Below are 23,862 nucleotides of genomic sequence, written 5' to 3' on the forward strand. Positions count from 1 at the left end.
AATACCCATACAAATGAGAAAAAACTACAAAAAGTATAAAAGCTATCGCCACCGACACAAACAAACATATAACCTTTATATTTACACAATATAAAGGATTCTATAAGGTTACCAATAAGGTTTTCTAGCATTACCAACGCCAACCCCCTGTATTCCAACTCCATTGTTAATTGGACGGCTCTTGCTAAAAGCACCCCAAGTGGTATATCTAATCCCCCAAGCTACAATAGGTGCGATTCTATCTTGTTGCACTCCTTCCATAGCTTCATTAGCGTTAGCCACACTCATAAGCCCTAAAGCTAATATTGCAGTTAAAAACACTTTTTTATTAATCTGCTTTATATAATTGTTAGGATTTAATCCTAACCGAATATTAATTAAAAAAGCAAAAGCTTTCTTAAAATCTCAAAATTTCCTTTAGACTTGCTATTTATTATACTTCCCTATCCATCTTTTGTGTTTTAAGAAAACTCTCTATGATGAAGTTATCTAACCTGTTGAAAGAAGAATCCACATTGGAGCTTTGATTAAATAGGAGAGAGAGCAAATTCGCTTTTTGTTGGTTTTGTAAGAATTGCAAAGTATTAAAGATATTTGTATCTTGATAGGTTTGATTTTGGCTTTTGCCTTCAATAGGCTTAAAAGGATTTTTTCCTTTTTGTTCCACTAGATTGTTGATTTGCTCTATCTCCACATTTTCCACTCCAATCCCCTTTAGCTGATTCTCATTCTTGGCTTGATATTCTTTTCTCAATTCCTCCCATTGTGCCCTAAACTCTTCTGGAGTTATTTCATTGATAGACTTTCTTAATAGCTCTCCAGCTTTACCCCTATCAAGGATATTCATCCCCAATAAATTATCATTCTCATCTAGGATGTTTGCATATTTGCTTCCAGCCCTCTGCATCTCTCCTGCTATCGTTAAATCACCGACTATATATTCATCATTTAATACCATAAAAGCTGTGAATTTACCACTTTGATTTAATTCACCCTTATTGTCAATGAATTGAGGAATCTTCAAAAGAGAATCATAAAGCGATTGATTATCACCCATTGGCTTTTGCTTAGCTTGGCTTATCAAGACTTCTATGCCTTGATTAGATAGTTTTGAAAATGCTTGGTAGCTGTTTTGAATACTTGCTTGCATATTAATATTGTTGTAATAACCCAATGCTTGGGACAAATCATATCTTACAACAATATCAGAAGGGATTTTTATGCTACTTGGGATTCCAAGTTTTGCATTCAAGTCATTGTGGAAAAATCCATCTTGATTGGGCGTATAACCAATAGCTTTAGCAACTGTTCCATTCCAATCAAATAAGGAGGTTGAAGAATTTGTCGCAGAATCTATTGGAGTAGGTTTTTCTTGATTTTTAGACAATAAATTATTCTTTTGATTAAAAGAGTGCTCTAACTCCCTTTGTGTAGTCAAATGATAATTATTATGAGATTGAATCTTCATCATTAATCCTTATTGAAATCTTGATTCTAAAACTTTTTTATTGGCTACGTATTTCATTAAAAGTATGAAAGCAAAATATTCCTTAACAGGTCTTTTCTAATTATTCTAAATCTTTAAGGAATGAAAAAGAGTGTGTATCTACTTAAGCATTTATATCTAGCTTTTTCATCGCTTGTTGGATTCTTTGTTTTTCTTCTTGCTTCTTTTTTTGTATGCGTTTTAGATTCTTTTTCATTGCTTCATCTAGCTCTTCGAGCATTATTTGCATAGGGCTTTTGTAGTTTTTTTCTTTTTTACTTTCTAATACCACCTTATTAGATTGGAATAATTTTGCATATTTTTCTTTGATTTTATTAACATCAGTTTCTGTCATTAAATCAAAATAATCTTTGTCATTAAGAATAGGATTTGTAACCGTTCCATTAAAAAAATACATTGGTTCAAGACTTTTCATCTCCCCCTTACTTAAATTCTTGTCAAATCCTTGTATTTTACCTAATACTGTTGTTTCGCCTTCTGTCATGTAGATATCTGAATTAGCAATAGCTACTAAAAGCCCACCTTTAGTAATAGAGTTATCTTCATTAATATATTTACTGCCATTAGGGTTAAACCATACACCAACTTTCTTTGATTCCTTACCACCATTGTAATTATTAAAAATATCTGTAGCAGGGAGACCTTGTCTCATTGTCTCACTACTGCTAAAGAAGAGAGTTGAGATATGTTTGTCTTGCTTACTTAAATCCTTCAAATTTGCCTCATTATTGACAAAATTCATATAATCCTTAGTAGTTTGATGAACTCTTGTAACTTGCAAACTTCGTCTATCATATTCATAGCCTTGAGGGAATTTAGCTATTTCTTCAAGGCTAAAACTATCTTTATCTTTTAAAGTATCCTCCCCTACGACTTGGGAGAGAATCTTATAGGCATTACCTATGGTTTTGGCAATATCAATACTCATAAATGTTATAGAGGATATATCACGATTAGGATTTGTATAAACCCTCACTAAACTCTCTAAGCTTGAAGAATGTATCTTATAATCCTCTGGTATTCCTGCTGCTTTATTAAACTCTTTAGTAAAATACCCTTCTTTATCGACTTTATAGCCTAAGATTTCTTTAGAATCTAAGGAGGATTTTTTAGATTCTATGCTTTGGTTATTTTTTTCTATATTAGTATTGTCTGCATTATTAGTATTACTTGCATTAGTATTACTGATGCGGAGATTATTGCTAATGTTTAAAGAAAAACTACTTAAAGAAAAACTAGAGTTTAAAGAACCTATCATAGTTATATTCTCCTTTTTCAAGATTAAATCTATCAATATGCTTTGATACTTTATACTTCCATTCCTTAGAGGTATCAAAGCAAAAGATATTCCTTAAATACTGAGATTTCTTCTATTTATTTTAATCTTTGAAAGATAAAAAGAGAGAAAAGCGTATCTACCTAAACATTAATATCAAGCTTTTTCATCGCTTGTTGGATTCTTTGTTTTTCTTCTTGTTTCTTTTTTTGTATGCGTTTTAGATTCTTTTTCATTGCTTCATCTAGCTCTTCGAGCATTATTTGCATAGGGCTTTTGTAGTTTTTTTCAAACTCTTCATCCTCTTTTCGCCATTGATCTAATTTTCTTTGATAAGATTTCATAAGTTCTGAATGTTTTTTCTTAAAAGTCTCCAAATCAGTTCCAAACAACCAACTACCATCTTCCCCTGTTGCATAGAGAGGTCCTAGAGACTCAAGGTAGGAACTAAAAACCCACTCCACTTCTTGCCTACTTAAACTTTTATCATACCCTTCTCCTTTACCTCTTATTGTTGTTGTGCCTTCTATTGTGTAACTCAGTTTATTAACAACAGCTACTAAAAGCCCACCTTTAGTAATAGAGCCATCTTCATTAATGTATTTACTGCCATTAGGGTTGAAATTGAAGGATTCTTCTTGACCACCACTAGCATTATTAAAAATATCTGTAGCAGGGAGACCTTGTCTCATTGTCTCACCACTGCTAAAGAAGAGATTTGAAGCTTTTTTATCTTGCTTTTCTAAATCTTTCCAATTTGCCTGATTACTAGCAAAATTCATATAATCCTTAGTAGTTTGATAAATTTTAGTAACTTGCAAACTTCGTCTATCATATTCATAGCCTTGAGGGAATTTAGCTATTTCTTCAAGGCTAAAACTATCTTTATCTTTTAAAGTATCCTCCCCTACGACTTGGGAGAGAATCTTATAGGCATTACCTATGGTTTTGGCAATATCTATATCGGTAAAGTCCAAGGAAGGAGCTCTTACCCTCACTAAACTCTCTAAGCTTGAGGAGTGAATCTTATAATCCTCTGGTATTCCTGCTGCTTTATTAAACTCTTGTGTAAAATACCCTTCTTTATCGACTTTATAGCCTAAGATTTCTTTAAAAGCTAATGAGGATTTTTTAGATTCTATGCTTTGGTTATTTTTTTCTATATTAGTATTGTCTGCATTATTAGTATTATTTGCATTAGTATTACTGATGCGGAGATTATTGCTAATGTTTAAAGAATAACTATTAAAAGAAAAGCTAGAGTTTAAAGAACCTATCATAGCTATGTCTCCTTGTTATCATCTTGCCATAGCTTTTATGGCTAGTTCATTCTTTTTGAGGCTATAAACTTCACTTACGATACTATGATAGGCAGAGAGACTTCTGACCTTATAAAATCTACCATTTGATATGCGTGCAACCATCCCACCTTTTATAAAATTAAGTCTAGGACCAAAAAAACTAGGTGTTGTTGTTTTTGTTAATGTTGCAACAATACGCTCATTGTTGTTATAATCAGCAACAGCCATATATTCATTATATCTTTGTTTATCCATATATCCTCCACAATTGCTAGAATAATTGTATCCACAAATTGCTTTATCCCTTAATTCTTGTTTTGATAACTCAGCAACAATACCAACTTGTGTGATACTACTGCTTCCTGTGCCATATCTATATAGAGTCACAGCAGGATTAAAGACATATCCCCCCTTCACCTGTTTTTTCTCTTCAATGTTTAATTTAGTAACACCTACACTATTACTAGTAACTTTGCCTTTACTCACTAACGCTAAAACATCTTCTTGTGCTAATGCTAAGCTTAAAGGTAAAGAACCTAAAACTAAGATACTCAAAACCTTTTTAAACATAAATTTCTCCTTTTTAAAATTTTGTGTTTTCACTATAGTATATTTTTATTTTAAAGTCAAGATTTACTTTACTTTTGATTATTTATTCTTTAAAATTCTAGATTAATATTATTTTATTACAAGGGATAAAGGAGGATAAAATGAAAATTTCAAATTCTAATGTTATATATAAGATTCCCAATACAGAATCTAAGACTCCTAAACAAAATATTAATACCCAAGAATCTTCAGATTCTTCATACCCCATAGATACTAAGAATCTTGCTATAAAGCATTCCCTATCCGACTTTATCCAATACATACCTAATGATTTAACTACCACAGAAAATAAAAAAATAGATATTGTAGCAGATCTCTTAAAAGATGAATTACTCATAAGAAATGCCAAGATAAATGAATCCCAAATACAAGAGGTAAGCACACAAGATAAGTTTTATGATTATAGTGTAGATAAGCAAGGTTATCTAGGAGAAGATTTTAATGTTGCTGCTGGACTTCCAAGCGGATTTAAACTCCACAAAAGCACCTTAGAGGAAATTATTAGAATTGGGCAATGGAATTATGGGGAATGGCATAATATATTCAATGAAACACCCATATCCAATCAAGAAGTATTCAAACATATAGATATAGCTAACACCCTTAAACAATACTATAATGTCTTTACACAAATTATGCCAGAAATCAAAGAATCTTACTCTATAGAGGAAATTGAAAAACTACCCAAGGGATTTAGTGATAAAAGATATATGGCAAATGAATCTATGTTAGAAGATACTGAAATGATGAAAGCATTTAGTATTATGGAAAGTTTAGAGGACTTTAAAGTTACCAATCTTTATGATAGAGAGACTTTCAAGGAAGCTAAAGTTTTAAGCTCTCAATTACAAAACATTGGTTTAAATCTAAGAATATATGAACTTAATTTTTCTGCAAAAGAGATAAAAAAATTAAACTTCTATCCACAAAAAGATACAAATTTCTCTCAAGAAGCCTTATTTGTAAGCTTCCTAAACTCGCAAGATGCTAGGATTTTAGGTGGAGGCAAGACACAACTTACAGAGAAAGTAGAAAACCATAGGGAACAGCAAAGAATTGAATATATCAAAGAAAAGAGTGGAAAATTATCCCTAGAAGAGATTAACTTAAGAAGACAAGCCTTACAAAGCCCAGAGAAGCTCAAAGAACTCATCAAGTTTAAATTACAAGATTCTATGGAACTTTTGGGAAAATCTAAGATTTTTACACCTAATGAGATTGCTGCAAACTTTGGAGGTGTTACGATGGATATTTATGCCTTTACACAGCTTGGGCATTATCGCTCTAGCTTAGATTCTATGGCAACAGGCATTGATTTAACGATGAAATTTACAAAAGCAGTGCATAATAATTGGACTATTAGCCAACAAGATATTCATAACTATACCCAAGATTTATACAAGATAGCAACGAATTTCTTGCATCAAACAAGCCATAGTGTGTAGAAAAGTTGTAAGCTTTATAATGAAATCGCATCACCCATAAACCAACTTAATAATTTCAAAGGAGATTCAAAATGAAAAAACTTTTCAATGTAATGGCTATTCTAAGCTTCCTTTCTATGGTTGCTTTTGCAGAGGATTTTTTAGCAAAGGTTACTAATGGTGCCTTAAGTGATTATGATGAGGGTGTGAGACTTTTGAGTGCAGAGGAGGAAGGAAAAGTTGTTGGGGGAATATATATATACAGACCATTTGATCGTAGAATATCAAACTATGGTTTTCCAGTGCGATATACGGTGTATGGAGAAATAGACCTTTTTGGCGACAAAGTCAATCGAAACAACCCCATAGAAGTTTTAAAATTTAAGCGAGATACTTATCAGAATGGACGACATCTTGGACTTAGACAAGAATATCGTCCGCAAGCACGGAGTGATGCTATTGGAGTTACTTGGGGACAAGTAAAGCAAATTTATGTGCAATCTAACTATCACTACTCTAGAAGTGTTCCTTTCAATCACAAATACACTTACAGCGTATTCTACACTTTGGTAGGGAGCAATAAACTTTATGAAGCTTATACTAAAAAAGCAAGAGACTTAGCAAACTTCTATCAATTTAGGGCTAAGCACGCCTTAGATTCTAAGAGATACTAGGAGGTCCTATGCGTGTAGAAAATAGAACGAACCCTTTAGGTTATTTAACAAACAATGCAACCCAAAGCAGTAATTCTAATGATTCCTTTGCAAAGATGCTAGAGAAAAGTTCAAATCTCTACTTACAAGGGGACTTCAATCCCGCTTTATCCCTCTTTAATCCGATGAAAAACAATGAGGATACTATAGATAAGGTGCAAGAAGTTAAAATTGATAAAGAAAGGATCAACGAATTAAAAAAACAATTAGAGGCGTTAAAAAAAGAAAATAGAAGGAGGAAAAGCCCAGAGGAAACAAGCCTAGAGGAAATGATTAAACAGAATTTTGAGATTACACAGCTTAGTATGCAGATTGATTTATTACAGGGCATTGCTTTTGGAAAATACAGCATAGATGAAAAGGGCTTTATGGGAGAGGATTTTAATGCTGCCGCTGGACTTCCGCTAGATTATAAAATTGTTTATAAAGATTTAGGTGAATTTTATTATGATAACACCAGTCATTATGATTCTGACTATAAAGAAATTGATATGGCAAAGACACTCAAGAATGCGTTTGCTTCTTTTCAAGATTTCGTTGGTGATTTAAGCCAAAGTAATGCGATGCTTAAGCCCGATGAGGTGAGAGCGTTACCCCATAGATATATCTATACTTTAGGTTCTAGTAGAGAAAATAGCAAACCTGTTATGCAATTAAATCTGCAAGAAAGTAGAAAATTTATGGAAGTGTGGGACAAAATCGGGAAAACGGGTATTTCTGTTCCATTCTCTATTCATCATGGCTTAATAGATATTGATGAAATACTCCAACAGAGACAAGACCATAGATTCCACATAGAAGAGCGTTACTTTGAGGGAGATAAAATCTCTATGAGTGGGCTATTGATAATGTCTTTCCTAGGAAATGAAATCGTTGGGGAACATTCGGATTTTTTCTATGAAGTAGAAGAATATAACAAACTTCTCGATGCTCAAATACAAAAAACAAAGAAATTTCCCAATACTTATGTGATTAATTATGATATAGATGAGAGATTTTGGGATTTGTTAAATGGTAAAATCTCTGTAGAATCCCATCTACAAGAATTGGTAGATTTAGGTTATACACATAATGGCACGATTAACTGGGGCGAAGATAAAGATAAATTTTTTAATGCTTTATCGTCATTTCTAAAAGTCTTTCAAGAGATTTTAGATTCTCATTCGCTTAATGCACAAGAGCTTCAAGCATTAAACAAGCAAGAGTCTTACCAAAGCACACAGATCAAACAAGATTCCAAAGAATCTAAACCCTATGAGGCTAAAACCCAACAAGAAAAAATGAATACTTTTTTAAATAATTTATTAAAGGTGAGCTAGATGGAATCCCTTTCTTTAAGTTCAGCCCTTAACAAAAGGTAACAACATAAAAATTTTAAAAATAATAAACTCAAAGAAAAGAGCTTTTTAAGATTGGTTCCATTATAGCGAGTTTCAATCTTAATAATTTCAAAGGAGATTCAAAATGAAAAAACTTTTCAATGTAATGGCTATTCTAAGCTTCCTTTCTATGGTTGCTTTTGCAGAGGATTTTTTAGCAAAGGTTACAAATGGTGCCTTAAGTGATTATGATAAGGGTGTGAGACTTTTGAGTGCAGAGGAGGAGGGGAGAGTTGTTGGGGATACAGCTTTACTAGGGATCCTCTATATGATCATTATGGATATGGTAGATCCTATGCGTATGTTGTAACTGATAATTTAGATAATCCCCATAGTGTGGCTAGAGAATTTGGCTTCAATGGCTTAATTGTAGCACAATATAGATATATGAGTGGGCAAAAACAATATTATTTAACTTATGCTACTCCTAGTGGTAAAACTTATGAATTTTGGCAACATTATCGCAATGCACAGGAAGTGTTAAAGCAATTTAAAGCCCAGTATTAATATTAGGAGGATAGAATGAAAGTTTCAAGTCATAATGTTTATAGCTTTAGCCCTAGTACTATAAATCAAGCTACTAATGGGAAATCTCAAGAGATTCTAAAGCCCAATGTTACTACACAAGAAGTTTTAGATACTTCACATTCTGTGGATACTAAAAATCTTATGGTGAAGCATTCCCTATCCGACTTTATCCAATATATACCTAATAGCCTAACTACTATAGAACATAAAAAGACAGATATAGTAGCAGAGTTATTAAAAGATGAATTACTCATAAGAAATGCTAAGACAAACAAATCCCAAATACAAGAGGTAAGCACACAAAATGAGTTTTATGGTTATAGTGTAGATAAGCAAGGTTATCTAGGAGAGGATTTTAATGCTGCTGCTGAACTTCCAAGTGGGTTTAAATTGCATAAAAGCACCTTAGAGGAAATCATTAGAATTGGGACAAGGAATTATGGAGGATTGGCTACTGGATTGTTCGACCCTAATTTAACCAATGAAGAAGTATTCAAACATATAGATATAGCTAACACCCTTAAACAATACTATAATGTCTTTACACAAATTATGCCAGAAATCAAAGAATCTTATTCTGCAGGGGAAATTGAAAAACTACCCAAGGGTTTTAGTGATAAAAGATATATGGCAAATGAGCCTGGGATAGAAGATCTTGAGATACTGAAAGCATTTAGCACCATGAGAAGTTGGGATCATTTTAAAGTTACTAATCTTTATAATAGAGAGACTTTTAGGGAAGCTAAAGTTTTAAGCTCTCAATTACAAAGCATTGGTTTAAACCTAAGAGTATATGAACTTAACTTTTCTGCAAAAGAGATGAAAAACTTAAACTTCTATCCACAAAAAGATACAAATTTCTCTCAAGAAGCCTTATTTGTAAGCTTCCTAAACTCGCAAGATGCTGAGATTTTAGGTGGAGGCAAGACACAACTTACAGAGAAAGTAGAAAATCGCTTAAATGAGATACTTAGTGAAGAAGTTAGCAACAGGAGCAAAAAATTATCCCCAGAAGAGATTAACTTAAGAAGACAAGCCTTACAAAGCCCAGAGAAGCTCAAAGAACTCATCAAGTTTAAATTACAAGATTCTATGGAACTTTTGGGAAAATCTAAGATTTTTACACCTAATGAGATTGCTGCAAACTTTGGAGGTGTTACGATGGATATTTATGCCTTTACACAGCTTGGGCATTATCGCTCTAGCTTAGATTCTATGGCAACAGGCATTGATTTAACGATGAAATTTACAAAAGCAGTGCATAATAATTGGACTATTAGCCAACAAGATATTCATAACTATACCCAAGATTTATACAAGATAGCAACGAATTTCTTGCATCAAACCAATGCATAGTGGAAATAAAATTCAACCCCAATAACAGAGATTAACGATGAAAAAACTTTTAAAGGGAATCACTATCGTGGCTTTTCTTTTTACTGCAACCTTTACAAATGCAGAATTTATCGTTCAATCTTATCAAGAAATAAAAAACCAAAGAGTAGTAAGACAAACTTATGAAGAATCTTGCGGAGCCTCCTCGTTAGCTACTTTAATAAATCTTATAGACAATCAAAAGTTAAATGAATTAGAAATTTTAAAGCTAATGAGCGAAAAAAGTCTCCATACAGATATGGTAAGCTTCACAGAGTTAAAAACAGCCGTTCAAAAACTAGGCTTTGAGGCTAATTCCTATGCTTTAAATAGAGAAATTTTCAATAAGCTCATCAACATTCCCTTGCTTGTTAAAATAGAAGATGACCCAAGATTTCCACATTTTGTCGTTATTATTAATCACAAAGGTAATTATCTGCAAATCCTTGATCCAAGCTATGGGGAATATATAAGCTCTAAAAGAGAGTTTTATAGTATATGGGATAGAGATAAAAAAGGTGGATATGCTTTGGTAGTTGTCCCAAAGCAAGAGTTTAAAAGACTTGATTTTAATTTCCCTAATAAGCTTAATTTTGAAAAAAGGGTGTTTGGGAGGTTTTAGACCAATCCACATCAACAAGTATAAATTAATGCTTAACAAGTAAGCCTTCTAAGCAATCCTCTTGATACACCAAAGCTTTTTATTTACCAAGATATGCTACAATCTCGCCGACCCTTTCATCTAGTGGCCAAGGATAATGCCCTTTCACGGCAGTAACGGAAGTTCGAATCTTCCAAGGGTCGCCAATTTATAAGCAGTCTGTTATTTCCTCATCTAAAAAGTAAATTTCTGAATATCCCTCCCGCACCAGATCACTACCTAACAAAGAAACCGTATGCCCAGAATAACAATTTAGCAACACCTTTTTATGCTCTTGGAGTATCGCTTCTAATCCCTCTTTTGTGGTAATATTTTTAGCACCTTTTAAATGACCTTTTTTAAAATCATCGGGCATTCTAATATCTATACACACCCACTCATCACTCTTTAAAATATCCTCTAAGTCCTCTTTAAAAATAGCCTTTGCCAAACTCTTATGTTTTCTACCATAATATTCCATAATCTTAACCTATCCTTATAAATATAAATTCTGATAATAACTTAAAGCACTCTTGCCAAATTTCTTTGTTTTATGGAGTGTGAAACTCCCTATTTTCTGTGGAATTTCTAAACTTGAAATATGCTCTAAAATAACATTGCTAAAGATTTGACAATCCAAATCTTCAATCAAATCAAAGCATCGCTTATAAATCCCTTGCATATTTTCTCTAATATCAAAAGGGGGGTCTAAATACCCAATAGTCTCACTTTTAAGTGATTTTAAAGAATCTTTATAAGTTTTAAAAGTATCCCCAAAAATGGTTTTATAAGCACAATCTTGACAAATACTCCGTAAATTTTCCTCTAACACCTTATAGGATTCTTTATGGTTTTCAAAGAAAAATGCGTATTTAGCCCCTCTACTTAAAGCCTCTATACCAATACTCCCACTCCCTGCAAAAAATTCTATGAAATTTGTCCCTACAATGGTATTGCCTAAAGTGTTAAAAAAAGATTCTTTTAAAATATTCTTAGATGAGCGCGTAATCTCTAAAGGAGCCATTTTAAGCTTCCTGCCTTTAAAATCTCCACCTATCACCTTTAAGCTATTATGCTTGAACGAGGTTTTAGGCATTTTTTCCCTTAAGGTATTCCATACTAAGGCTAACAATTTCTTGAGTATATCGCTCTAAAACCTCTTGTATTTTCTGTTGTAATTCAATATCACTTTCTTTAATGACTAATCTTTGTTCTTTAACATCATTGAATAAATAGTCGGCATTCTTAGTATTATCTAATGAGTTCTCTTGCTGCAAATCTTCTTGATGATTAATTTGCCAATAAAAAGATTCTAACTTTTCTAAGAGCATTTCCTTAGTAAAAGGCTTATTAAGATTAGTCTCTGAAAAATCCCCAATCAAAAATACTGGCTTATTTGCTTCCATAGGTTCGGTTGCCACAATAAAATCGCACATCTTATAGCTTGTCAAATAATCACGCAAATATATTTCTAAACTCTTAGTAAGCAATAAAGAATTACTAATTAATGCAATTTTCATAAGAAACTCCAAAAACTTTTAAACATTATACCTTGTTTCAATAGCCCCCACAACATAAGCAATAAAACTTTATTAAGATTGTCTTTTATAAATAGGTCAAATCCTATGCTTAAAGTCCTTTTATCCTCTATCTCTAAGGCTCATTATAAAGATTTTAACTTTATTGACAAAGCCTCTTTGTGCTTAAACTTAGAATCAATGAAAAATAGATTTACATATTAAAACAGCACCCTTTTATTTTAATAATTCCTAGCTTCTATGCTTTGGATGATAAATTGTTAATCTCCTTTAAAACTCCACCATTTCCCTTTGTCGCTGCGTGAAAGTTGCACATTTACTAAACCCAATCTCTTTAGCTAAATTTTCAAGAGCCTCCCTTTTAAATCCTATCTGCTCTATTGCATGTGCATCACTACCAAAGGTAATAGGAATCTCTAATTCTAAACACATCTCTAAAATTTGCCTACTAGGGTATTGTTCTCCAACTTCTTTACGAAACCCTGCTGCATTAATCTCAACGACCATATTTGATTTTTTAATAGCCTTTAGGGCTGATTCTAAAGACTTTCTTAAATCTTTACTTGGATAAAATTTAAAAATCTTTAACAAATCCATATGCCCAACAATATCAAATAATCCACTCTTTGCCATCTCTTCAATAGCTGCATAATAATCTTCCCAAATTTTATTAATATCCCTTTTAGCATACTCTCCGATAAATTCTGGATTATCAAATCCCCAAGAGCCTAGAAAATGCACAGAACCTATACGATAATCTAGGGGTAAATCAAACAATCTATCCTCTAAGTATCGCGGAAGATAATCAATCTCTAAAGCACTTTTAATAAGAATCTTAGAATGATATTTTTCTTTTAACTCTTCAATCTTATCAAGATATAAAGATAATTCATCAAAACTCATACGATATTTTTCATCAAAACCCATAGGGTTATGACAAGAAAAACCAAAAATATCAATTTTCTCTTCAATAGCCTTTTGGATATACTCCTCCATACTCCCTGTTGCGTGATTACAAAAAGGTGTGTGATTATGTAAATCTACTTTCATCATTACTCCTACTTTAAGTAACCTATCCCTTTTTTTTATCCATTTCTTTTGCAATATGTAAGCTTAAAACATGTTTTTCAAAAACAGCTATATAAAACATCGCATCAAAGATTTTAATGTCTAAAACAAAACCTTCTACTTTTACTTCCCTTTTCTTTGTATCCTCTTGTAGAGTTTGAGCCTTAAAAATTACTTCATTTCCAACTTCAAGAGGAGCTAGAAACTTCACTTCTGCACCAATGACTATGGCATTAGGATTATTAACAGATAATAAAGCAGCATAAGCAGCACTTGAATAAAGATTCCCAGAGTGAATAAGCCCGCTTTTATCCAATGCCATTTTTCTGCTTGTTTCAAGAAAGACAATAGCACTACCTTGCTTTAGTTCTTTTATAGATCCATTATTAACATCTATTTCTTGACAAGCCTTTTGAACAACAGTATCATAATCTAGCTTGTTTAAAAAATCTTCATCTTCCTTAGAAAATTCGTCTTCCATATCCTTAATCCCTTAAATTATGCTTAATGTTTAACATTATAGCATATTTTGTTTTACTCTATTTTTGTTACTTAATACGCTAACACCCCAAAAACTCTAAACCATACTCTATTTAGTAAAAACCTTAATTTTTAACCTTGTTATTTTTAAGCAATAATTAATGCCCATTTTCATAAAGCATGTATTGGAATCTATCAGCAATCATCCTTGCCCTATGCAAAATATTATTCGCCACATTATCCTCAAAAACCTGCCCTAAACTCTCCTCAAAAAGTCCCAACCAAGTGCTAAAAAATTCTCTAGGAAAAGGTGGTAATTCTAAATGTGCTTTCATAGGTTGCCCAGAATAATTTCCACTGCCTAGCAACATTCCCTGCCAAAAATTTGCAATTTTAGCTTTATGCTCTCTCCACTCTTCCTCACCTTCTCCTATTTTATTATTGAAAATCTCCCCAAGCCCACTCTTATCTTTACGTATCTTGTCATAAAAAATATCCATTAACTTCATAATTCCTTCAACACAAATTTCTTGATATTTCATATTTTCTCCTTTACTAAAAATAAAATGCCATTTTTGCTAAAATCACAATCAACACACCAAGCACTAATGCAAGGGGTCATTAAATATATAATCAGAAAATAAGGATAAAAAACTTTCATAACAAGCCTCACCAATTTTGGAAAATCATAGCATAAAGCTTTCAAAATAAAATTGATTTATGTTAATTTTTTTGATACTCTTAGAAAAATAGATAAGATTCAAATCATTAAGCAATGGAAGACTATATTAAGATACTTTACAATATTAGCTACAAACATTCTTACAATAAACAAGAAATTCTTTTTTTTAAGGGTTACAGGGGCTATTAATGATGAAAGTCGTGTGAAAATTCTTGCATTTTTGGCATTGCATTCTAAAAAGCAGGGTATGCTTTGCGTGTGTGATTTACAAGAATCTTTAGAGATGATTCAATCAAGACTTTCAAGGCATTTGAAAATCCTTAAAGACGCAGGATTTTTGGAACTTCAAAGGCAAGGGGTATGGGCATATTATGGAATCAAAAAGGATTTAAGCAATTTTTGTAAAGAATCTTTAAAACACATTGAACGTTTAAATCTCCCTTTGCCAGAGCTTAAACGCATTTCTTTAGAGAATAAATGCCCTAAATAAAAGCTTATAATTCGCATTCAATCAACAAAATAGCTTTTAAAAACAAAAGTTGATAGAATCTTTGAAAAATAAAAATGCGAATAAGCATAAAAGGATTATTTTATAAAATTACTCTTAACTAAATCTCTGCTTTGTTTTATTTTTATTTCTCATTTATTTGGTACGAGTACCACAGAAATTCCAGAAGTTGATGAAAAGCTCATTGATACTATGCTCTCTCGCCTTATTTATGGGGTGAAATGTGATGAAATGGCGATGATTTCACATTTTGACCCAAGCGTGCTTTGGGTATATGATAAGGATAAAATAAATATCCAAAAAATCCCAGCTAAAATCCGCTATCTCCGATTTGCAGGAAGGATTCTATCAGGGGGTATTGCAAGTGGAAATAGCACTTATACAAGTGCAGATAAAACATTTATCTACACACTTAGCGGCACAGATTTAGAAGTTAAAAGCATTTGTGATAAACAACAGCTTGTGTTAAAAAATTACGATAAAGAAAAAGAGCCTTACAACCTCAAACTTCGGCAAAAAGGAGGTAAAGAAATTGCCATTGTGATAAATGTCGCAAATTCAATGAAAGAATATGTTTTTGCGTTTAAAGAAATCGCACCTTTTGTAGCCAAACATATCCTAGAAGATGGCAAAGATAGCTACTCTAAAATTACACTTGTGAGTTTTAGCGATTATGATGTGAAAGATTATGATGATGTGTTTATCTCTAGTGAGTTTGTAGAAGATGCCAAAAAGTTAAAAGTTGTCAATTCTCAAACAAAACTAGTAAATTATGCTCTCATTCAAGCAATGAGCCATTTTACAAAAGACAATGGGCTGAAGAAAGAAATTTTTCTTATCACTGATGGAAACCCAAATGATATGAGAAATGTAGAAAAAATGCTCCATCTCACAAAGAATCTTAACCGCAATATCGTGAAAAATAGCGGCGGCTCTAAGGAAAATTGGGTTACAATCCATACCCTTGCTTTGAATAAAAATCTTGATGCCTTAAAAGAAATCACACTTGCCACAGAGGGAAATTTCTATGAGCCAAGCAGTGCCTATGAGTTTAAAAAACTGCTTTTAAGGCTAAGTAATAATGGCAAAGATGTAGAACCTAGAAAAATAAATGTGATTATTCCAAGCAAAGCACACAAAATGTATGACCCTGATAATCCCAACAATCCACCTAAAAGGTAGAATCTAAATTACTTCCTCAAAATATGCAAAGTCTCTAGGGTGGAATCTTGTCGCTGGATTCGCTTAGAATCCGCCTTAAACCGCTGGTGTTTTTGGGTAACAAAAGAGTATTTGCCATATTTTTCAAAAATCTCTTGAATCTGCCCTAAACTAAGCAATCCCTCGTCATTATAGCTTAGAAAAATCCACTCAAAACGTGCATTTTTGATGAGATTTTCTAGCGTGTCTGCGACTTTTGCTTGTCTGCACCAAGGCGACTTTTCATACTCTCTTAAGCCTGTCTTGCCCTTGGGGATAAAGTCATCATATAAGGCAATCGTGTTTAAAAGATGATAGTTCGCACCATACTCTCGCGCATTATAAGGCGGGTCAAGGTAAAGAATATCTCCCTCAATCTTGGCAATAAGTGTGTTTGCGTCCTCATTAAATACCAAATGTTCATTTTCATTGCATTCAAACTCTGCAGGATTTAGAATAAAACCTTTACGCGCACTTTTTTTAAGCTGCTTTAAAAACGCTCCATACACGGAAGCGGTGTTTGCAACCTTATCTGCGGATTCTAAAAGGGAGGCAAGGAGAAAATAATATTCTTGGTTGTTGATGAATTTTTTCTCTTTCCATTGTGCAATTTGAGAGCGCACAGCGTCAATTCTTTGCGCGTTTTCATCGCTAAAATACTGCCTCCCACTCCCAGAACCAAGCGCGTAATGCATGTAGATTTTGCCCTTTTGTGGTAGCGTTTGCGCCGCGTCATTAAGAATGCTTAGCAGCTCATTAGCTCGGGCTAGTTTTTGATAATTGCCGATATAATTTTGCGCCAAAACAAAGCTATAATACTCTCTATCGTTGCTGATGATTTGCTTGACTTGTGCTTTAAAAAGTCTTCCAACTGCCGCAGTTCCAGCAAACATGTCGCAAAAGATAGAATCTTTAAGGGGCTTTGTGTGGGCTTTTTGTAGTGTGGATTCTATGCTTGTTTGCAAAAAGTGCGAGAGTTTAAATTTAGATCCGATGTAGTTCATTAAAATACCTGATTAAATATTATGGAATAGTCTTGAATTTTAAATTCTACATACATTAGAGGTAAAATATTATTTTTCTCATTGAATCTTTGTGCTTGTTGGTAAAACTCTTGATAGCAAATAGAATCTTTGTTGGCAGTTTCTCTACAAATTATCATCGGCTGAATATCTGATGGACGATTTGGAATGTAATATTGTTCCAACCAATCAATATATCGTTGAATTTGCCCTAAAATTTCAGCATAAACACAAACGGATTTTAACTCTATGGGAATAATTTTTCTTGGATTTTCGGCAAGAGGTAGCATAATATCAATGCGTTGCATTCCAACACCGCAACTAACTTCATTACCCAACCATTCAATCGGTTGATTTTCCAAAATTCCAAATAATTGAGTCTCATAAATAAATTGTAAAATGTAGGCTTGCAAATGCGCCTCAAATTGATTATTCCTTGAGTGTTTATAAACTAATCTTGGCAAAATGTTAAACTGCTCTTGTCTGCCCTCGTAAATATGATGAGCAGAAATAGGGATAATCTCTTGATTTTTTAAATCAAAGCTAAAATAGATTCCATTGATATTTTGCTTTAAGTTTTTATCTCTAATTAACGAAATCAGCCTTTTGCTTTCATAAATTGTAATCATTGTATTACCGTGATTGCCTTTTAATTTCCTATAAATAAGACTCCATAACATTTGATTAGGAGATTATATTGTTTTTATTTCATCTAACGCTTCCCATTCGGTAACGCCCTTGCCATAAACTTTTTCAGGCTCAATTAAACATCTAAAAGTAAGGGATTTATTAAGTTCTTGCTTAAGATATTGTTGTTCATCATTATTATCAAAGAAAAATTTACTCTTTACCTTAAATACACCAAAAAATTTTCCTTCATCAATTCCTAATGAATAATTTTGTTGCAAATAAAAAATAATTAAATCTCCAATTTCAACCCTTGAAAAATCCGCAACCATACCCAAAATAGTATTTTCAGTTTGCGTTGCAAGTTGTGTTATTGGCTTATGATTAAAATCAAGAACAATTTCTCTCATACCTGTGCCAACAAACATGTATTCCAAGTGATATTTAAAAGTTATAGCATCTACAATAAATACATGTGTTGTCATATATGCCCTTGAAGTAATTAAAATTATCAAATTATAGCACAAATAAGACGCGGTGGAGTTTTCTAAATTTTCTCTTAAATCCCCTTGACAAACACCAAGTGTAAGGGTTTATAATATTAAAGTTGTTTTTATTTTAAGGAGAAACAATGCAAAACAAAGAATCGCTAGAGTGCAGGGAGTTTTAAAAACCTCTGCTAGACTTGGTGCAATGGCGAGTTTTGCAAGTCTTAGTGGGCTTACCTTAAGTGCGTGTGATTCTAAAACAGATTCTAAAGATTCTACACAGAATCTAAAAGGTGCAGATAACGCACAATCTCAAACACAAAACCATGCAAAAGGAGACACAATGGAATTTGTAACTTTAAACAATGGCGTGAAAATGCCAATTCTTGGCTATGGTGTGTATCAAATTGACCCCAAAGAGACACAAAGATGTGTAGAGGACGCAATCAGCGTGGGATATAAGAGCATTGATACCGCGCAATCGTATTTCAACGAAGAGGGTGTGGGCGCGGCAATTAAAACTGCCCTAAATGGCGGAGTGAAGCGCGAGGAGCTTTTCATCACAACAAAGCTCTGGATTAACAATTACCCCGAAGAAAAGGCACTCAAAGCGTGTGAAGAATCTTTACGCAAACTTGGGCTTGATTATATAGATTTAATGCTGCTTCATCAACCCTTTAACGACACTTATGGTGCGTGGAGAGCGTTAAGCAGATTCTACAAAGAGGGGAGATTCAAAGCCATTGGTGTGAGCAACTTTTATCCCGATAGAATCGTAGATTTTTGTTTGAATAATGAAATCAAACCCGCCCTCAATCAAATAGAATGCAACCCGCTCCACGCGCAATTTGAAGCACAAAAAGTCTCGCAAGAATATAATGTCGCTATGGAATCGTGGGCACCTTTTGGCGAAGGACGCAACAATATGTTTAGCAACCCCATATTAAGCGAAATTGGCAAGAAATACAACAAAAGTGTGGTGCAAGTGATTTTACGTTGGCAGATTCAGCGAGGCATTATTTGTATCCCAAAAACCACAAGGAAAGAGCGAATGATTGAAAACATTAGCGTGTTTGACTTTGCCTTAAGTGAGCAAGATATGCAAACTATCGCCTCACTTGATAACAAAACAAGCTTATTTTTTAATCATCAAGATCCACAAAGTGCAAAATTTCTGATTGAGATTCATAAAGAGAAGTTTTAAGGAGAATAAATGCAAAAAAGTATTTTATTGTATGGCATTATCTTAACACTAAGCTTACAAACATTTACATTCGCACAAGGAGGAGTAATGCAAATCGCAAACCCTAGCAAAGAGGCAAAGGCAAATGCAGCCAAAAATCCTTTTGGTTTAGTCTATGAGGGCGCAATTACAAAAAACGAAAAAGGCAAAGTCAATATTAAAAGCATAACTTATATAAGCAGAGGGCTAAAAATCGCTGCAAATCTTTACTTACCAAGTGATTTTAACCCCAAAGCAAAGATTCCAGCTATCATCGTAGCTCACCCCAATGGAGGCGTAAAAGAGCAAGTTGCTGGGCTATACGCACAAAAGTTGGCAGAATCTAGCTACATCACCCTAGCCTTTGATGCAGCATATCAAGGGGCAAGTGAGGGAAAACCTCGCAATGTAGATACTCCGCAAAATCGCACAGAGGATATTTCTGCGGCGGTGGATTATCTGCTAAAAGTGCAAGGCGTAGATTCTAATCGCATAGGAATCTTAGGCATTTGCGGAGGTGGCGGCTATACGCTCAATGCTGCAAAAAGCGATAAAAGGCTTAAAGCAGTGGCAACTTTGAGTATGTTTAATAGCGGACTTGTGCGGAGAGAGGGATTTTTAGGAAGCGAGAAATCTAGCATTCAAGAAAGATTAAAAAACGCAAGTGAGGCAAGGACAAAAGAGGTCTTAGAGGGTAAAATAAGCTACACAAGTGCTGCGCCTAAAAAGCTAAGTGAGGAGGAGCTAGCAAAAATCTCCACAGATTTGTATAGAGAGGGAATGGTGTATTATGGCGATACCCACGCGCACCCAAACTCTACTTTTGCCTATACGACAAGCTCGCTGCTTGATTTAATGCGCTTTGACGCACTCAATCAAATAGAGCTCATCAATCAGCCTTTATTAATGCTTGTAGGCGATAAGGCGGATACTGCGTATATGAGCGAGGCGGCGTATAAAAAGGCAGGAAGCAAGGATAAAAGACTGCATAAGCTTAAAAATACGACACATATCCAAAGTTACTACAAAAAAGAAGCGGTAGAAGAGGCATTAGGAGAGCTTAAGAGGTTTTATGGGGAGAGGTTGTAGTTTTGAGATAAATAAAATACAAAGCTAACTTAAAAACCAAGCTTCAAGGAGTAACAATGCAAAAGCGAAAATTAAGAGATTTGGAAGTAAGCGAGTTGGGGCTTGGCTGTATGGGAATGAGTTATGGCTATGGCGAAGCAAAAGATGAAAACACAATGATAAACCTTATCCACAAAGCCTTAAACTTAGGCATTAGCTTTTTTGATACTGCCGAAGTGTATGGACCATACATCAATGAAACGCTTGTTGGCAAGGCTTTAAAGGCTTTTAGAGATAAAGTCATCATCGCGACTAAATTTGGAATCCAAGTAGAAAATCACAAACAAATTGTAACGAGTGATTTAAGGCAAATTAGGCTTTCTTTAGAAGGTTCTTTGAAGCGGTTGCAGATGGATTGCATTGATTTGTATTATCAGCATAGGGTGGATACAAAAGTGCCGGTGGAGGAAGTCGCCGCTTTAATGGCTACATTGCATAAAGAGGGTAAAATCAAAGCGTGGGGTATGAGTGAAGCAGGAATTGAGAGTATCCAAAAGGCACATTCTGTATTTCCTCTAAGCGCAGTGCAAAGCGAGTATTCTCTATGGTGGAGAGAGCCTGAAAGGGAACTTTTGCCCCTTTTAGAATCCTTGAATATAGGCTTTGTGCCTTTTTCGCCTTTGGGAAAAGGGTTTTTAGCTGCAAAATTCAATAAAGATTCCACATTTGATAAAAAGGATTTTAGAAGCTCTGTGCCTAGATTTGAGAAGGAAAATTTAGAGACAAATATGGCACTTGTTGAGTTTATTAAAGAAATTGCTAAAGATAAAAATGCCACTCCCGCACAAGTTGCACTTGCTTGGCTAAGAAAACAAAAGCCTTTCATCGTGCCTATTTTTGGCACGACAAATCCGCAAAGATTAGAGGAAAATATTAATTCTTTGACGCTTCATTTAAGTGAAGCGGACTTGCAAGCAATCAATGCTAAGCTAGATACAATTACGATTAAGGGTGATAGGTATTCAGGTGAAAATGCAAAAAGAATAGGTAAATAATGTTTTCACGTAGGGAATTTTTAAAGAACCTTTTAGCAATTTGCTCACTGCCTTTAGTGCTTTCAAGTCAAGAATCAACGAGCAAAAAATACTTGATTGTGTATTACACACGCACCTTAAACACACAGATTTTAAGCCATTTTATCCAAAGGGCTTTGGGGGCGGATTTATTTGCACTAGAGACTTTGAAGCCTTATCCTAAGGATTATGATGCAATGGTGGCATTCGCAGCAGAGGAGAGACGCAAGGGATTTTGCCCACCGCTTCTTGCCCTACCTAATACAAAACAATACGATGTGATACTGCTAGGCACACCACTTTGGAGCTTAGATATAAGCTCACCCATAAGGACTTTTTTAACCCAAAGCGACTTAAGAGATAAGATTCTTATTCCTTTTGTTACCAATGCAGGGTATAAGTTTGGCAATGCGCTAGATACTATCGTAAAGCTTGTTCCGCAAGCAACAATCACAAACGCTCTTGAGCATAGTTTTACGTTGAAAGAAAAAACAAGTCGGAATCTCAAGGTTTTAAATCAGAATAAAATCATACAAAATAAAGAATTTGAAATTTTGCAACAAAACAAAGTGCAAACTTGGCTAAAAACTTTCAAAGGAGTTTAAATAACTTACACGATTTTAGAAACAGAACATAGGAGCGGTATTCCCTCACGCAAGATTCGTTTTTGGCTTGATAAAGGGCTGTTTCCAAACATTTATAAGGATAAATGGTGTCCGACTCTTTAATCAAAAAGATATTGATTGGCTGTGTTGGATTAACATTTATCGTGAGCTTAGAATGAGTATCAAGGAGCTTAAGTATTACAAAGATTTGTGCGATAATGGCGATGATACATTAAAAGAACAATTAATATTAATACAAAAGAGGTATTGATATGGAAAAAATCACCAACAACCAACATCAGATTTTTGATAAACACACGAGACTTATGTATCTTAAATATGCTAGAAAACATAAAGAATCAAATCCATTAAAATGGTTTTGGGAACTAAAGCTAAAAGAAAGAGAGTATTCTTTTGATGAGATTGCTTTAATTCTACAAATTTCAAAAAAAGAAGTTATTTCTGCATATAAAAGTGGAATAAGAACAATACGAAAAAATCTTACAAAAAGGGAATTACACGAAGACTATTGATTTCAAACTATTCCACAAATAAAGGACAAGCAATGGCACAAGTTTTAATTAATAACGAAAGTAAAAAGATAGAAATCTCTTTTGATGAAAATGATACTATGGATAAGCTAATTTTTAAAAAACCATTAATATGCTTAATAATATTATAGAGGATTTTCAAGCACAAGTTATTACAATGATTCTATTCTCCTATACAAAAACTCCACAATGCTATGAGCTATTTACTAAAAGAACTGACTTATAGAATACTAAGGATAAATAATCGCAAGAAAAATTTGTGTTAATAGAAATGCCAATCATTCAATAATCAGGGCATACTCTCACTCTCTCACAACATTTTCTGCAAATGATTTGTTATAGTTGGATTCATTAATGTATTAATCCCAAGAAACAATGCTCCACAGATATAGGCAATTACTTGGTCGGCTAATCCGCTAGTTCTAAATCTTAAGACTTTAGGAAGTGCAAAATACTTTTTACTTTTAAAAGGCAAAAAGATTGGCACACCACTTAAGGTCATCATATCTCCAACTATATGCAAAAGATTACCTAGAATAAATCCAGTTACTAGAAATACTAAAGCATTTTCATAAAAGCCATTTATAAATGTCCTAACACTCTCAAAATTACATAGCACCATTAACAAAAGGATTAAGATAATAATAAAAGGCAAACTATGTGTAAATCCCCTATGCCCAAAAATAGCATTCATTAAGTGAGATACCCCTATAAACATTCTACCTATTTTAGAATGTGGTTCATCAATATCAGGGAAGATTGCCCCAAAGGCTACTGCAAAATAAAAGATTAATAAATGGGTGCTTTCAATAGGTATAAATGGCTGTATTATAAAAACACCTACTGAAGCTAAAGAGAGAGCAAAGGTAATATGTGTTTTAGCTAACATAAATCTCCTTTGTATTATAATTGCTTATCCATTTCGTTTTGGTGAGAAATGGAATAAAAGGTTTGATGCCTATATGTGTTATATAAGCTC

30 protein-coding genes and 1 tRNA gene are annotated in these 23,862 nt (G+C 33.6%); 16 read left to right on the top strand and 15 right to left on the bottom strand.

Annotated elements, in window-relative coordinates; translation table 11 throughout:
• Positions 1-108: 108 nt before the first annotated feature.
• From CDV25_RS06210 to CDV25_RS06230, 5 genes are all read right to left on the bottom strand, one after another.
• Positions 109-321, bottom strand: a complete 213-nt coding sequence (locus CDV25_RS06210; protein ID WP_108911213.1) for a hypothetical protein — start codon at positions 319-321, stop codon at positions 109-111.
• A gap of 112 nt (positions 322-433) precedes the next feature.
• Complete coding sequence (locus CDV25_RS06215; RefSeq protein ID WP_108910523.1) at positions 434-1,468, bottom strand: Cj0814-related protein; 1,035 nt, start codon at positions 1,466-1,468, stop codon at positions 434-436.
• A gap of 142 nt (positions 1,469-1,610) precedes the next feature.
• Positions 1,611-2,765 (bottom strand): Cj0814 family flagellar-dependent secreted protein, encoded by a 1,155-nt coding sequence (locus CDV25_RS06220; protein ID WP_108911214.1) that lies wholly within the window; start codon positions 2,763-2,765, stop codon positions 1,611-1,613.
• Positions 2,766-2,926: 161 nt separating this feature from the next.
• Positions 2,927-4,063, bottom strand: coding sequence for a Cj0814 family flagellar-dependent secreted protein (locus tag CDV25_RS06225; protein WP_108911215.1), 1,137 nt, complete (start codon positions 4,061-4,063; stop codon positions 2,927-2,929).
• Positions 4,064-4,081: 18 nt separating this feature from the next.
• Entirely contained in the window at positions 4,082-4,654 is a 573-nt protein-coding gene (locus CDV25_RS06230; RefSeq protein WP_108911216.1) for a hypothetical protein, read from the bottom strand.
• A gap of 140 nt (positions 4,655-4,794) precedes the next feature.
• On the opposite strand from CDV25_RS06230, the gene CDV25_RS06235 reads away from it, so the two are divergent.
• The 8 genes from CDV25_RS06235 to CDV25_RS06265 all read left to right on the top strand — a co-directional run bounded on the left by CDV25_RS06235 (position 4,795) and on the right by CDV25_RS06265 (position 10,918).
• A complete protein-coding gene (locus tag CDV25_RS06235; protein WP_108911217.1) occupies positions 4,795-6,138 on the top strand; it encodes a Cj0814 family flagellar-dependent secreted protein in 1,344 nt (447 codons plus the stop codon).
• 71 nt (positions 6,139-6,209) lie between these two features.
• The gene (locus CDV25_RS06240) at positions 6,210-6,791 is read left to right on the top strand and encodes a hypothetical protein (protein ID WP_108911218.1); all 582 of its coding nucleotides are present in this window, start codon (positions 6,210-6,212) and stop codon (positions 6,789-6,791) included.
• 8 nt (positions 6,792-6,799) lie between these two features.
• A complete protein-coding gene (locus tag CDV25_RS06245; RefSeq protein WP_108911219.1) occupies positions 6,800-8,149 on the top strand; it encodes a Cj0814 family flagellar-dependent secreted protein in 1,350 nt (449 codons plus the stop codon).
• A gap of 145 nt (positions 8,150-8,294) precedes the next feature.
• The gene (locus CDV25_RS06250) at positions 8,295-8,519 is read left to right on the top strand and encodes a hypothetical protein (RefSeq protein ID WP_108911220.1); all 225 of its coding nucleotides are present in this window, start codon (positions 8,295-8,297) and stop codon (positions 8,517-8,519) included.
• Between the two features lie 26 nt (positions 8,520-8,545).
• Positions 8,546-8,716: a hypothetical protein gene (locus tag CDV25_RS10215; RefSeq protein ID WP_162550462.1), complete on the top strand. Its 171-nt coding sequence runs from the start codon at positions 8,546-8,548 to the stop codon at positions 8,714-8,716.
• Between the two features lie 15 nt (positions 8,717-8,731).
• Complete coding sequence (locus CDV25_RS06255) at positions 8,732-10,093, top strand: Cj0814 family flagellar-dependent secreted protein (protein ID WP_108911221.1); 1,362 nt, start codon at positions 8,732-8,734, stop codon at positions 10,091-10,093.
• Positions 10,094-10,130: 37 nt separating this feature from the next.
• Positions 10,131-10,733, top strand: coding sequence for a C39 family peptidase (locus CDV25_RS06260; RefSeq protein ID WP_108911222.1), 603 nt, complete (start codon positions 10,131-10,133; stop codon positions 10,731-10,733).
• Positions 10,734-10,842: 109 nt separating this feature from the next.
• A tRNA-Glu gene (locus tag CDV25_RS06265) sits at positions 10,843-10,918 on the top strand.
• Between the two features lie 2 nt (positions 10,919-10,920).
• Here the strand turns inward: CDV25_RS06265 and CDV25_RS06270 are convergent.
• From CDV25_RS06270 to CDV25_RS06295, 6 genes are all read right to left on the bottom strand, one after another.
• Positions 10,921-11,232: a rhodanese-like domain-containing protein gene (locus CDV25_RS06270; protein WP_108911223.1), complete on the bottom strand. Its 312-nt coding sequence runs from the start codon at positions 11,230-11,232 to the stop codon at positions 10,921-10,923.
• A gap of 15 nt (positions 11,233-11,247) precedes the next feature.
• Positions 11,248-11,847 carry a 16S rRNA (guanine(966)-N(2))-methyltransferase RsmD gene (gene rsmD, locus CDV25_RS06275; RefSeq protein ID WP_108911224.1) on the bottom strand — a complete coding sequence of 200 codons (600 nt, stop codon included), beginning with the start codon at positions 11,845-11,847 and terminating at the stop codon, positions 11,248-11,250.
• Positions 11,840-12,271: a hypothetical protein gene (locus CDV25_RS06280; RefSeq protein ID WP_108911225.1), complete on the bottom strand. Its 432-nt coding sequence runs from the start codon at positions 12,269-12,271 to the stop codon at positions 11,840-11,842. The genes rsmD and CDV25_RS06280 overlap by 8 nt, the downstream gene beginning before the upstream one ends.
• Before the next feature lie 288 nt (positions 12,272-12,559).
• The gene (locus CDV25_RS06285; RefSeq protein ID WP_034554567.1) at positions 12,560-13,339 is read right to left on the bottom strand and encodes a histidinol-phosphatase HisJ; all 780 of its coding nucleotides are present in this window, start codon (positions 13,337-13,339) and stop codon (positions 12,560-12,562) included.
• Between the two features lie 22 nt (positions 13,340-13,361).
• Complete coding sequence (locus tag CDV25_RS06290) at positions 13,362-13,838, bottom strand: hypothetical protein (RefSeq protein WP_108911226.1); 477 nt, start codon at positions 13,836-13,838, stop codon at positions 13,362-13,364.
• Between the two features lie 157 nt (positions 13,839-13,995).
• Complete coding sequence (locus CDV25_RS06295) at positions 13,996-14,379, bottom strand: group III truncated hemoglobin (RefSeq protein WP_108911227.1); 384 nt, start codon at positions 14,377-14,379, stop codon at positions 13,996-13,998.
• A 171-nt stretch (positions 14,380-14,550) separates the two neighbouring features.
• Between CDV25_RS06295 and CDV25_RS06300 the strand changes: the two genes are divergently transcribed.
• Entirely contained in the window at positions 14,551-15,009 is a 459-nt protein-coding gene (locus CDV25_RS06300) for an ArsR/SmtB family transcription factor (protein ID WP_349771108.1), read from the top strand.
• Between the two features lie 210 nt (positions 15,010-15,219).
• Positions 15,220-16,209, top strand: coding sequence for a VWA domain-containing protein (locus CDV25_RS06305; protein WP_108911228.1), 990 nt, complete (start codon positions 15,220-15,222; stop codon positions 16,207-16,209).
• A gap of 8 nt (positions 16,210-16,217) precedes the next feature.
• On the opposite strand, the gene CDV25_RS06310 is transcribed toward CDV25_RS06305, so the two are convergent.
• From CDV25_RS06310 to CDV25_RS10605, 3 genes are all read right to left on the bottom strand, one after another.
• Positions 16,218-17,231, bottom strand: coding sequence for a DNA adenine methylase (locus tag CDV25_RS06310; RefSeq protein ID WP_108911229.1), 1,014 nt, complete (start codon positions 17,229-17,231; stop codon positions 16,218-16,220).
• A complete protein-coding gene (locus CDV25_RS10600; RefSeq protein WP_239056327.1) occupies positions 17,231-17,878 on the bottom strand; it encodes a PDDEXK family nuclease in 648 nt (215 codons plus the stop codon). The genes CDV25_RS06310 and CDV25_RS10600 overlap by 1 nt, the downstream gene beginning before the upstream one ends.
• Before the next feature lie 63 nt (positions 17,879-17,941).
• Positions 17,942-18,361 carry an EVE domain-containing protein gene (locus CDV25_RS10605; RefSeq protein ID WP_239056328.1) on the bottom strand — a complete coding sequence of 140 codons (420 nt, stop codon included), beginning with the start codon at positions 18,359-18,361 and terminating at the stop codon, positions 17,942-17,944.
• A gap of 169 nt (positions 18,362-18,530) precedes the next feature.
• Here CDV25_RS10605 and CDV25_RS06320 point away from each other — a divergent pair, with 169 nt between their 5' ends.
• The 6 genes from CDV25_RS06320 to CDV25_RS06345 all read left to right on the top strand — a co-directional run bounded on the left by CDV25_RS06320 (position 18,531) and on the right by CDV25_RS06345 (position 22,865).
• Positions 18,531-19,568 carry an aldo/keto reductase gene (locus tag CDV25_RS06320; protein ID WP_239056329.1) on the top strand — a complete coding sequence of 346 codons (1,038 nt, stop codon included), beginning with the start codon at positions 18,531-18,533 and terminating at the stop codon, positions 19,566-19,568.
• A 9-nt stretch (positions 19,569-19,577) separates the two neighbouring features.
• Positions 19,578-20,675 carry an alpha/beta hydrolase gene (locus CDV25_RS06325; protein ID WP_108911230.1) on the top strand — a complete coding sequence of 366 codons (1,098 nt, stop codon included), beginning with the start codon at positions 19,578-19,580 and terminating at the stop codon, positions 20,673-20,675.
• 56 nt (positions 20,676-20,731) lie between these two features.
• A complete protein-coding gene (locus tag CDV25_RS06330; protein WP_108911231.1) occupies positions 20,732-21,709 on the top strand; it encodes an aldo/keto reductase in 978 nt (325 codons plus the stop codon).
• A complete protein-coding gene (locus tag CDV25_RS06335) occupies positions 21,709-22,332 on the top strand; it encodes a flavodoxin (protein WP_108911232.1) in 624 nt (207 codons plus the stop codon). The genes CDV25_RS06330 and CDV25_RS06335 overlap by 1 nt, the downstream gene beginning before the upstream one ends.
• 39 nt (positions 22,333-22,371) lie before the next feature.
• Positions 22,372-22,455, top strand: coding sequence for a hypothetical protein (locus CDV25_RS10845; RefSeq protein ID WP_349771115.1), 84 nt, complete (start codon positions 22,372-22,374; stop codon positions 22,453-22,455).
• A 149-nt stretch (positions 22,456-22,604) separates the two neighbouring features.
• Positions 22,605-22,865, top strand: coding sequence for a hypothetical protein (locus CDV25_RS06345; protein WP_108911234.1), 261 nt, complete (start codon positions 22,605-22,607; stop codon positions 22,863-22,865).
• Between the two features lie 328 nt (positions 22,866-23,193).
• Here the strand turns inward: CDV25_RS06345 and CDV25_RS06350 are convergent, their stop codons facing one another.
• Entirely contained in the window at positions 23,194-23,772 is a 579-nt protein-coding gene (locus tag CDV25_RS06350; protein WP_108911004.1) for a metal-dependent hydrolase, read from the bottom strand.
• Between the last annotated feature and the right edge of the window lie 90 nt (positions 23,773-23,862).

The organism is Helicobacter apodemus, from assembly GCF_003097575.1.
Lineage (GTDB): Bacteria > Campylobacterota > Campylobacteria > Campylobacterales > Helicobacteraceae > Helicobacter_D > Helicobacter_D apodemus.

What these genes read in the sequence shown, in the direction of transcription:
- CDV25_RS06215 (WP_108910523.1), bottom strand. Translation starts at nt 1,468, where the DNA reads ATGAAGATTCAATCTCATAATAATTATCATTTGACTACACAAAGGGAG.
- CDV25_RS06220 (WP_108911214.1), bottom strand. Translation starts at nt 2,765, where the DNA reads ATGATAGGTTCTTTAAACTCTAGTTTTTCTTTAAGTAGTTTTTCTTTA.
- CDV25_RS06225 (WP_108911215.1), bottom strand. Translation starts at nt 4,063, where the DNA reads ATGATAGGTTCTTTAAACTCTAGCTTTTCTTTTAATAGTTATTCTTTA.
- CDV25_RS06230 (WP_108911216.1), bottom strand. Translation starts at nt 4,654, where the DNA reads ATGTTTAAAAAGGTTTTGAGTATCTTAGTTTTAGGTTCTTTACCTTTA.
- CDV25_RS06235 (WP_108911217.1), top strand. Translation starts at nt 4,795, where the DNA reads ATGAAAATTTCAAATTCTAATGTTATATATAAGATTCCCAATACAGAA.
- CDV25_RS06240 (WP_108911218.1), top strand. Translation starts at nt 6,210, where the DNA reads ATGAAAAAACTTTTCAATGTAATGGCTATTCTAAGCTTCCTTTCTATG.
- CDV25_RS06245 (WP_108911219.1), top strand. Translation starts at nt 6,800, where the DNA reads ATGCGTGTAGAAAATAGAACGAACCCTTTAGGTTATTTAACAAACAAT.
- CDV25_RS06250 (WP_108911220.1), top strand. Translation starts at nt 8,295, where the DNA reads ATGAAAAAACTTTTCAATGTAATGGCTATTCTAAGCTTCCTTTCTATG.
- CDV25_RS06255 (WP_108911221.1), top strand. Translation starts at nt 8,732, where the DNA reads ATGAAAGTTTCAAGTCATAATGTTTATAGCTTTAGCCCTAGTACTATA.
- CDV25_RS06260 (WP_108911222.1), top strand. Translation starts at nt 10,131, where the DNA reads ATGAAAAAACTTTTAAAGGGAATCACTATCGTGGCTTTTCTTTTTACT.
- CDV25_RS06270 (WP_108911223.1), bottom strand. Translation starts at nt 11,232, where the DNA reads ATGGAATATTATGGTAGAAAACATAAGAGTTTGGCAAAGGCTATTTTT.
- rsmD (WP_108911224.1), bottom strand. Translation starts at nt 11,847, where the DNA reads ATGCCTAAAACCTCGTTCAAGCATAATAGCTTAAAGGTGATAGGTGGA.
- CDV25_RS06280 (WP_108911225.1), bottom strand. Translation starts at nt 12,271, where the DNA reads ATGAAAATTGCATTAATTAGTAATTCTTTATTGCTTACTAAGAGTTTA.
- CDV25_RS06285 (WP_034554567.1), bottom strand. Translation starts at nt 13,339, where the DNA reads ATGAAAGTAGATTTACATAATCACACACCTTTTTGTAATCACGCAACA.
- CDV25_RS06290 (WP_108911226.1), bottom strand. Translation starts at nt 13,838, where the DNA reads ATGGAAGACGAATTTTCTAAGGAAGATGAAGATTTTTTAAACAAGCTA.
- CDV25_RS06295 (WP_108911227.1), bottom strand. Translation starts at nt 14,379, where the DNA reads ATGAAATATCAAGAAATTTGTGTTGAAGGAATTATGAAGTTAATGGAT.
- CDV25_RS06305 (WP_108911228.1), top strand. Translation starts at nt 15,220, where the DNA reads ATGCTCTCTCGCCTTATTTATGGGGTGAAATGTGATGAAATGGCGATG.
- CDV25_RS06310 (WP_108911229.1), bottom strand. Translation starts at nt 17,231, where the DNA reads ATGAACTACATCGGATCTAAATTTAAACTCTCGCACTTTTTGCAAACA.
- CDV25_RS10600 (WP_239056327.1), bottom strand. Translation starts at nt 17,878, where the DNA reads ATGATTACAATTTATGAAAGCAAAAGGCTGATTTCGTTAATTAGAGAT.
- CDV25_RS10605 (WP_239056328.1), bottom strand. Translation starts at nt 18,361, where the DNA reads ATGACAACACATGTATTTATTGTAGATGCTATAACTTTTAAATATCAC.
- CDV25_RS06325 (WP_108911230.1), top strand. Translation starts at nt 19,578, where the DNA reads ATGCAAAAAAGTATTTTATTGTATGGCATTATCTTAACACTAAGCTTA.
- CDV25_RS06330 (WP_108911231.1), top strand. Translation starts at nt 20,732, where the DNA reads ATGCAAAAGCGAAAATTAAGAGATTTGGAAGTAAGCGAGTTGGGGCTT.
- CDV25_RS06335 (WP_108911232.1), top strand. Translation starts at nt 21,709, where the DNA reads ATGTTTTCACGTAGGGAATTTTTAAAGAACCTTTTAGCAATTTGCTCA.
- CDV25_RS06345 (WP_108911234.1), top strand. Translation starts at nt 22,605, where the DNA reads ATGGAAAAAATCACCAACAACCAACATCAGATTTTTGATAAACACACG.
- CDV25_RS06350 (WP_108911004.1), bottom strand. Translation starts at nt 23,772, where the DNA reads ATGTTAGCTAAAACACATATTACCTTTGCTCTCTCTTTAGCTTCAGTA.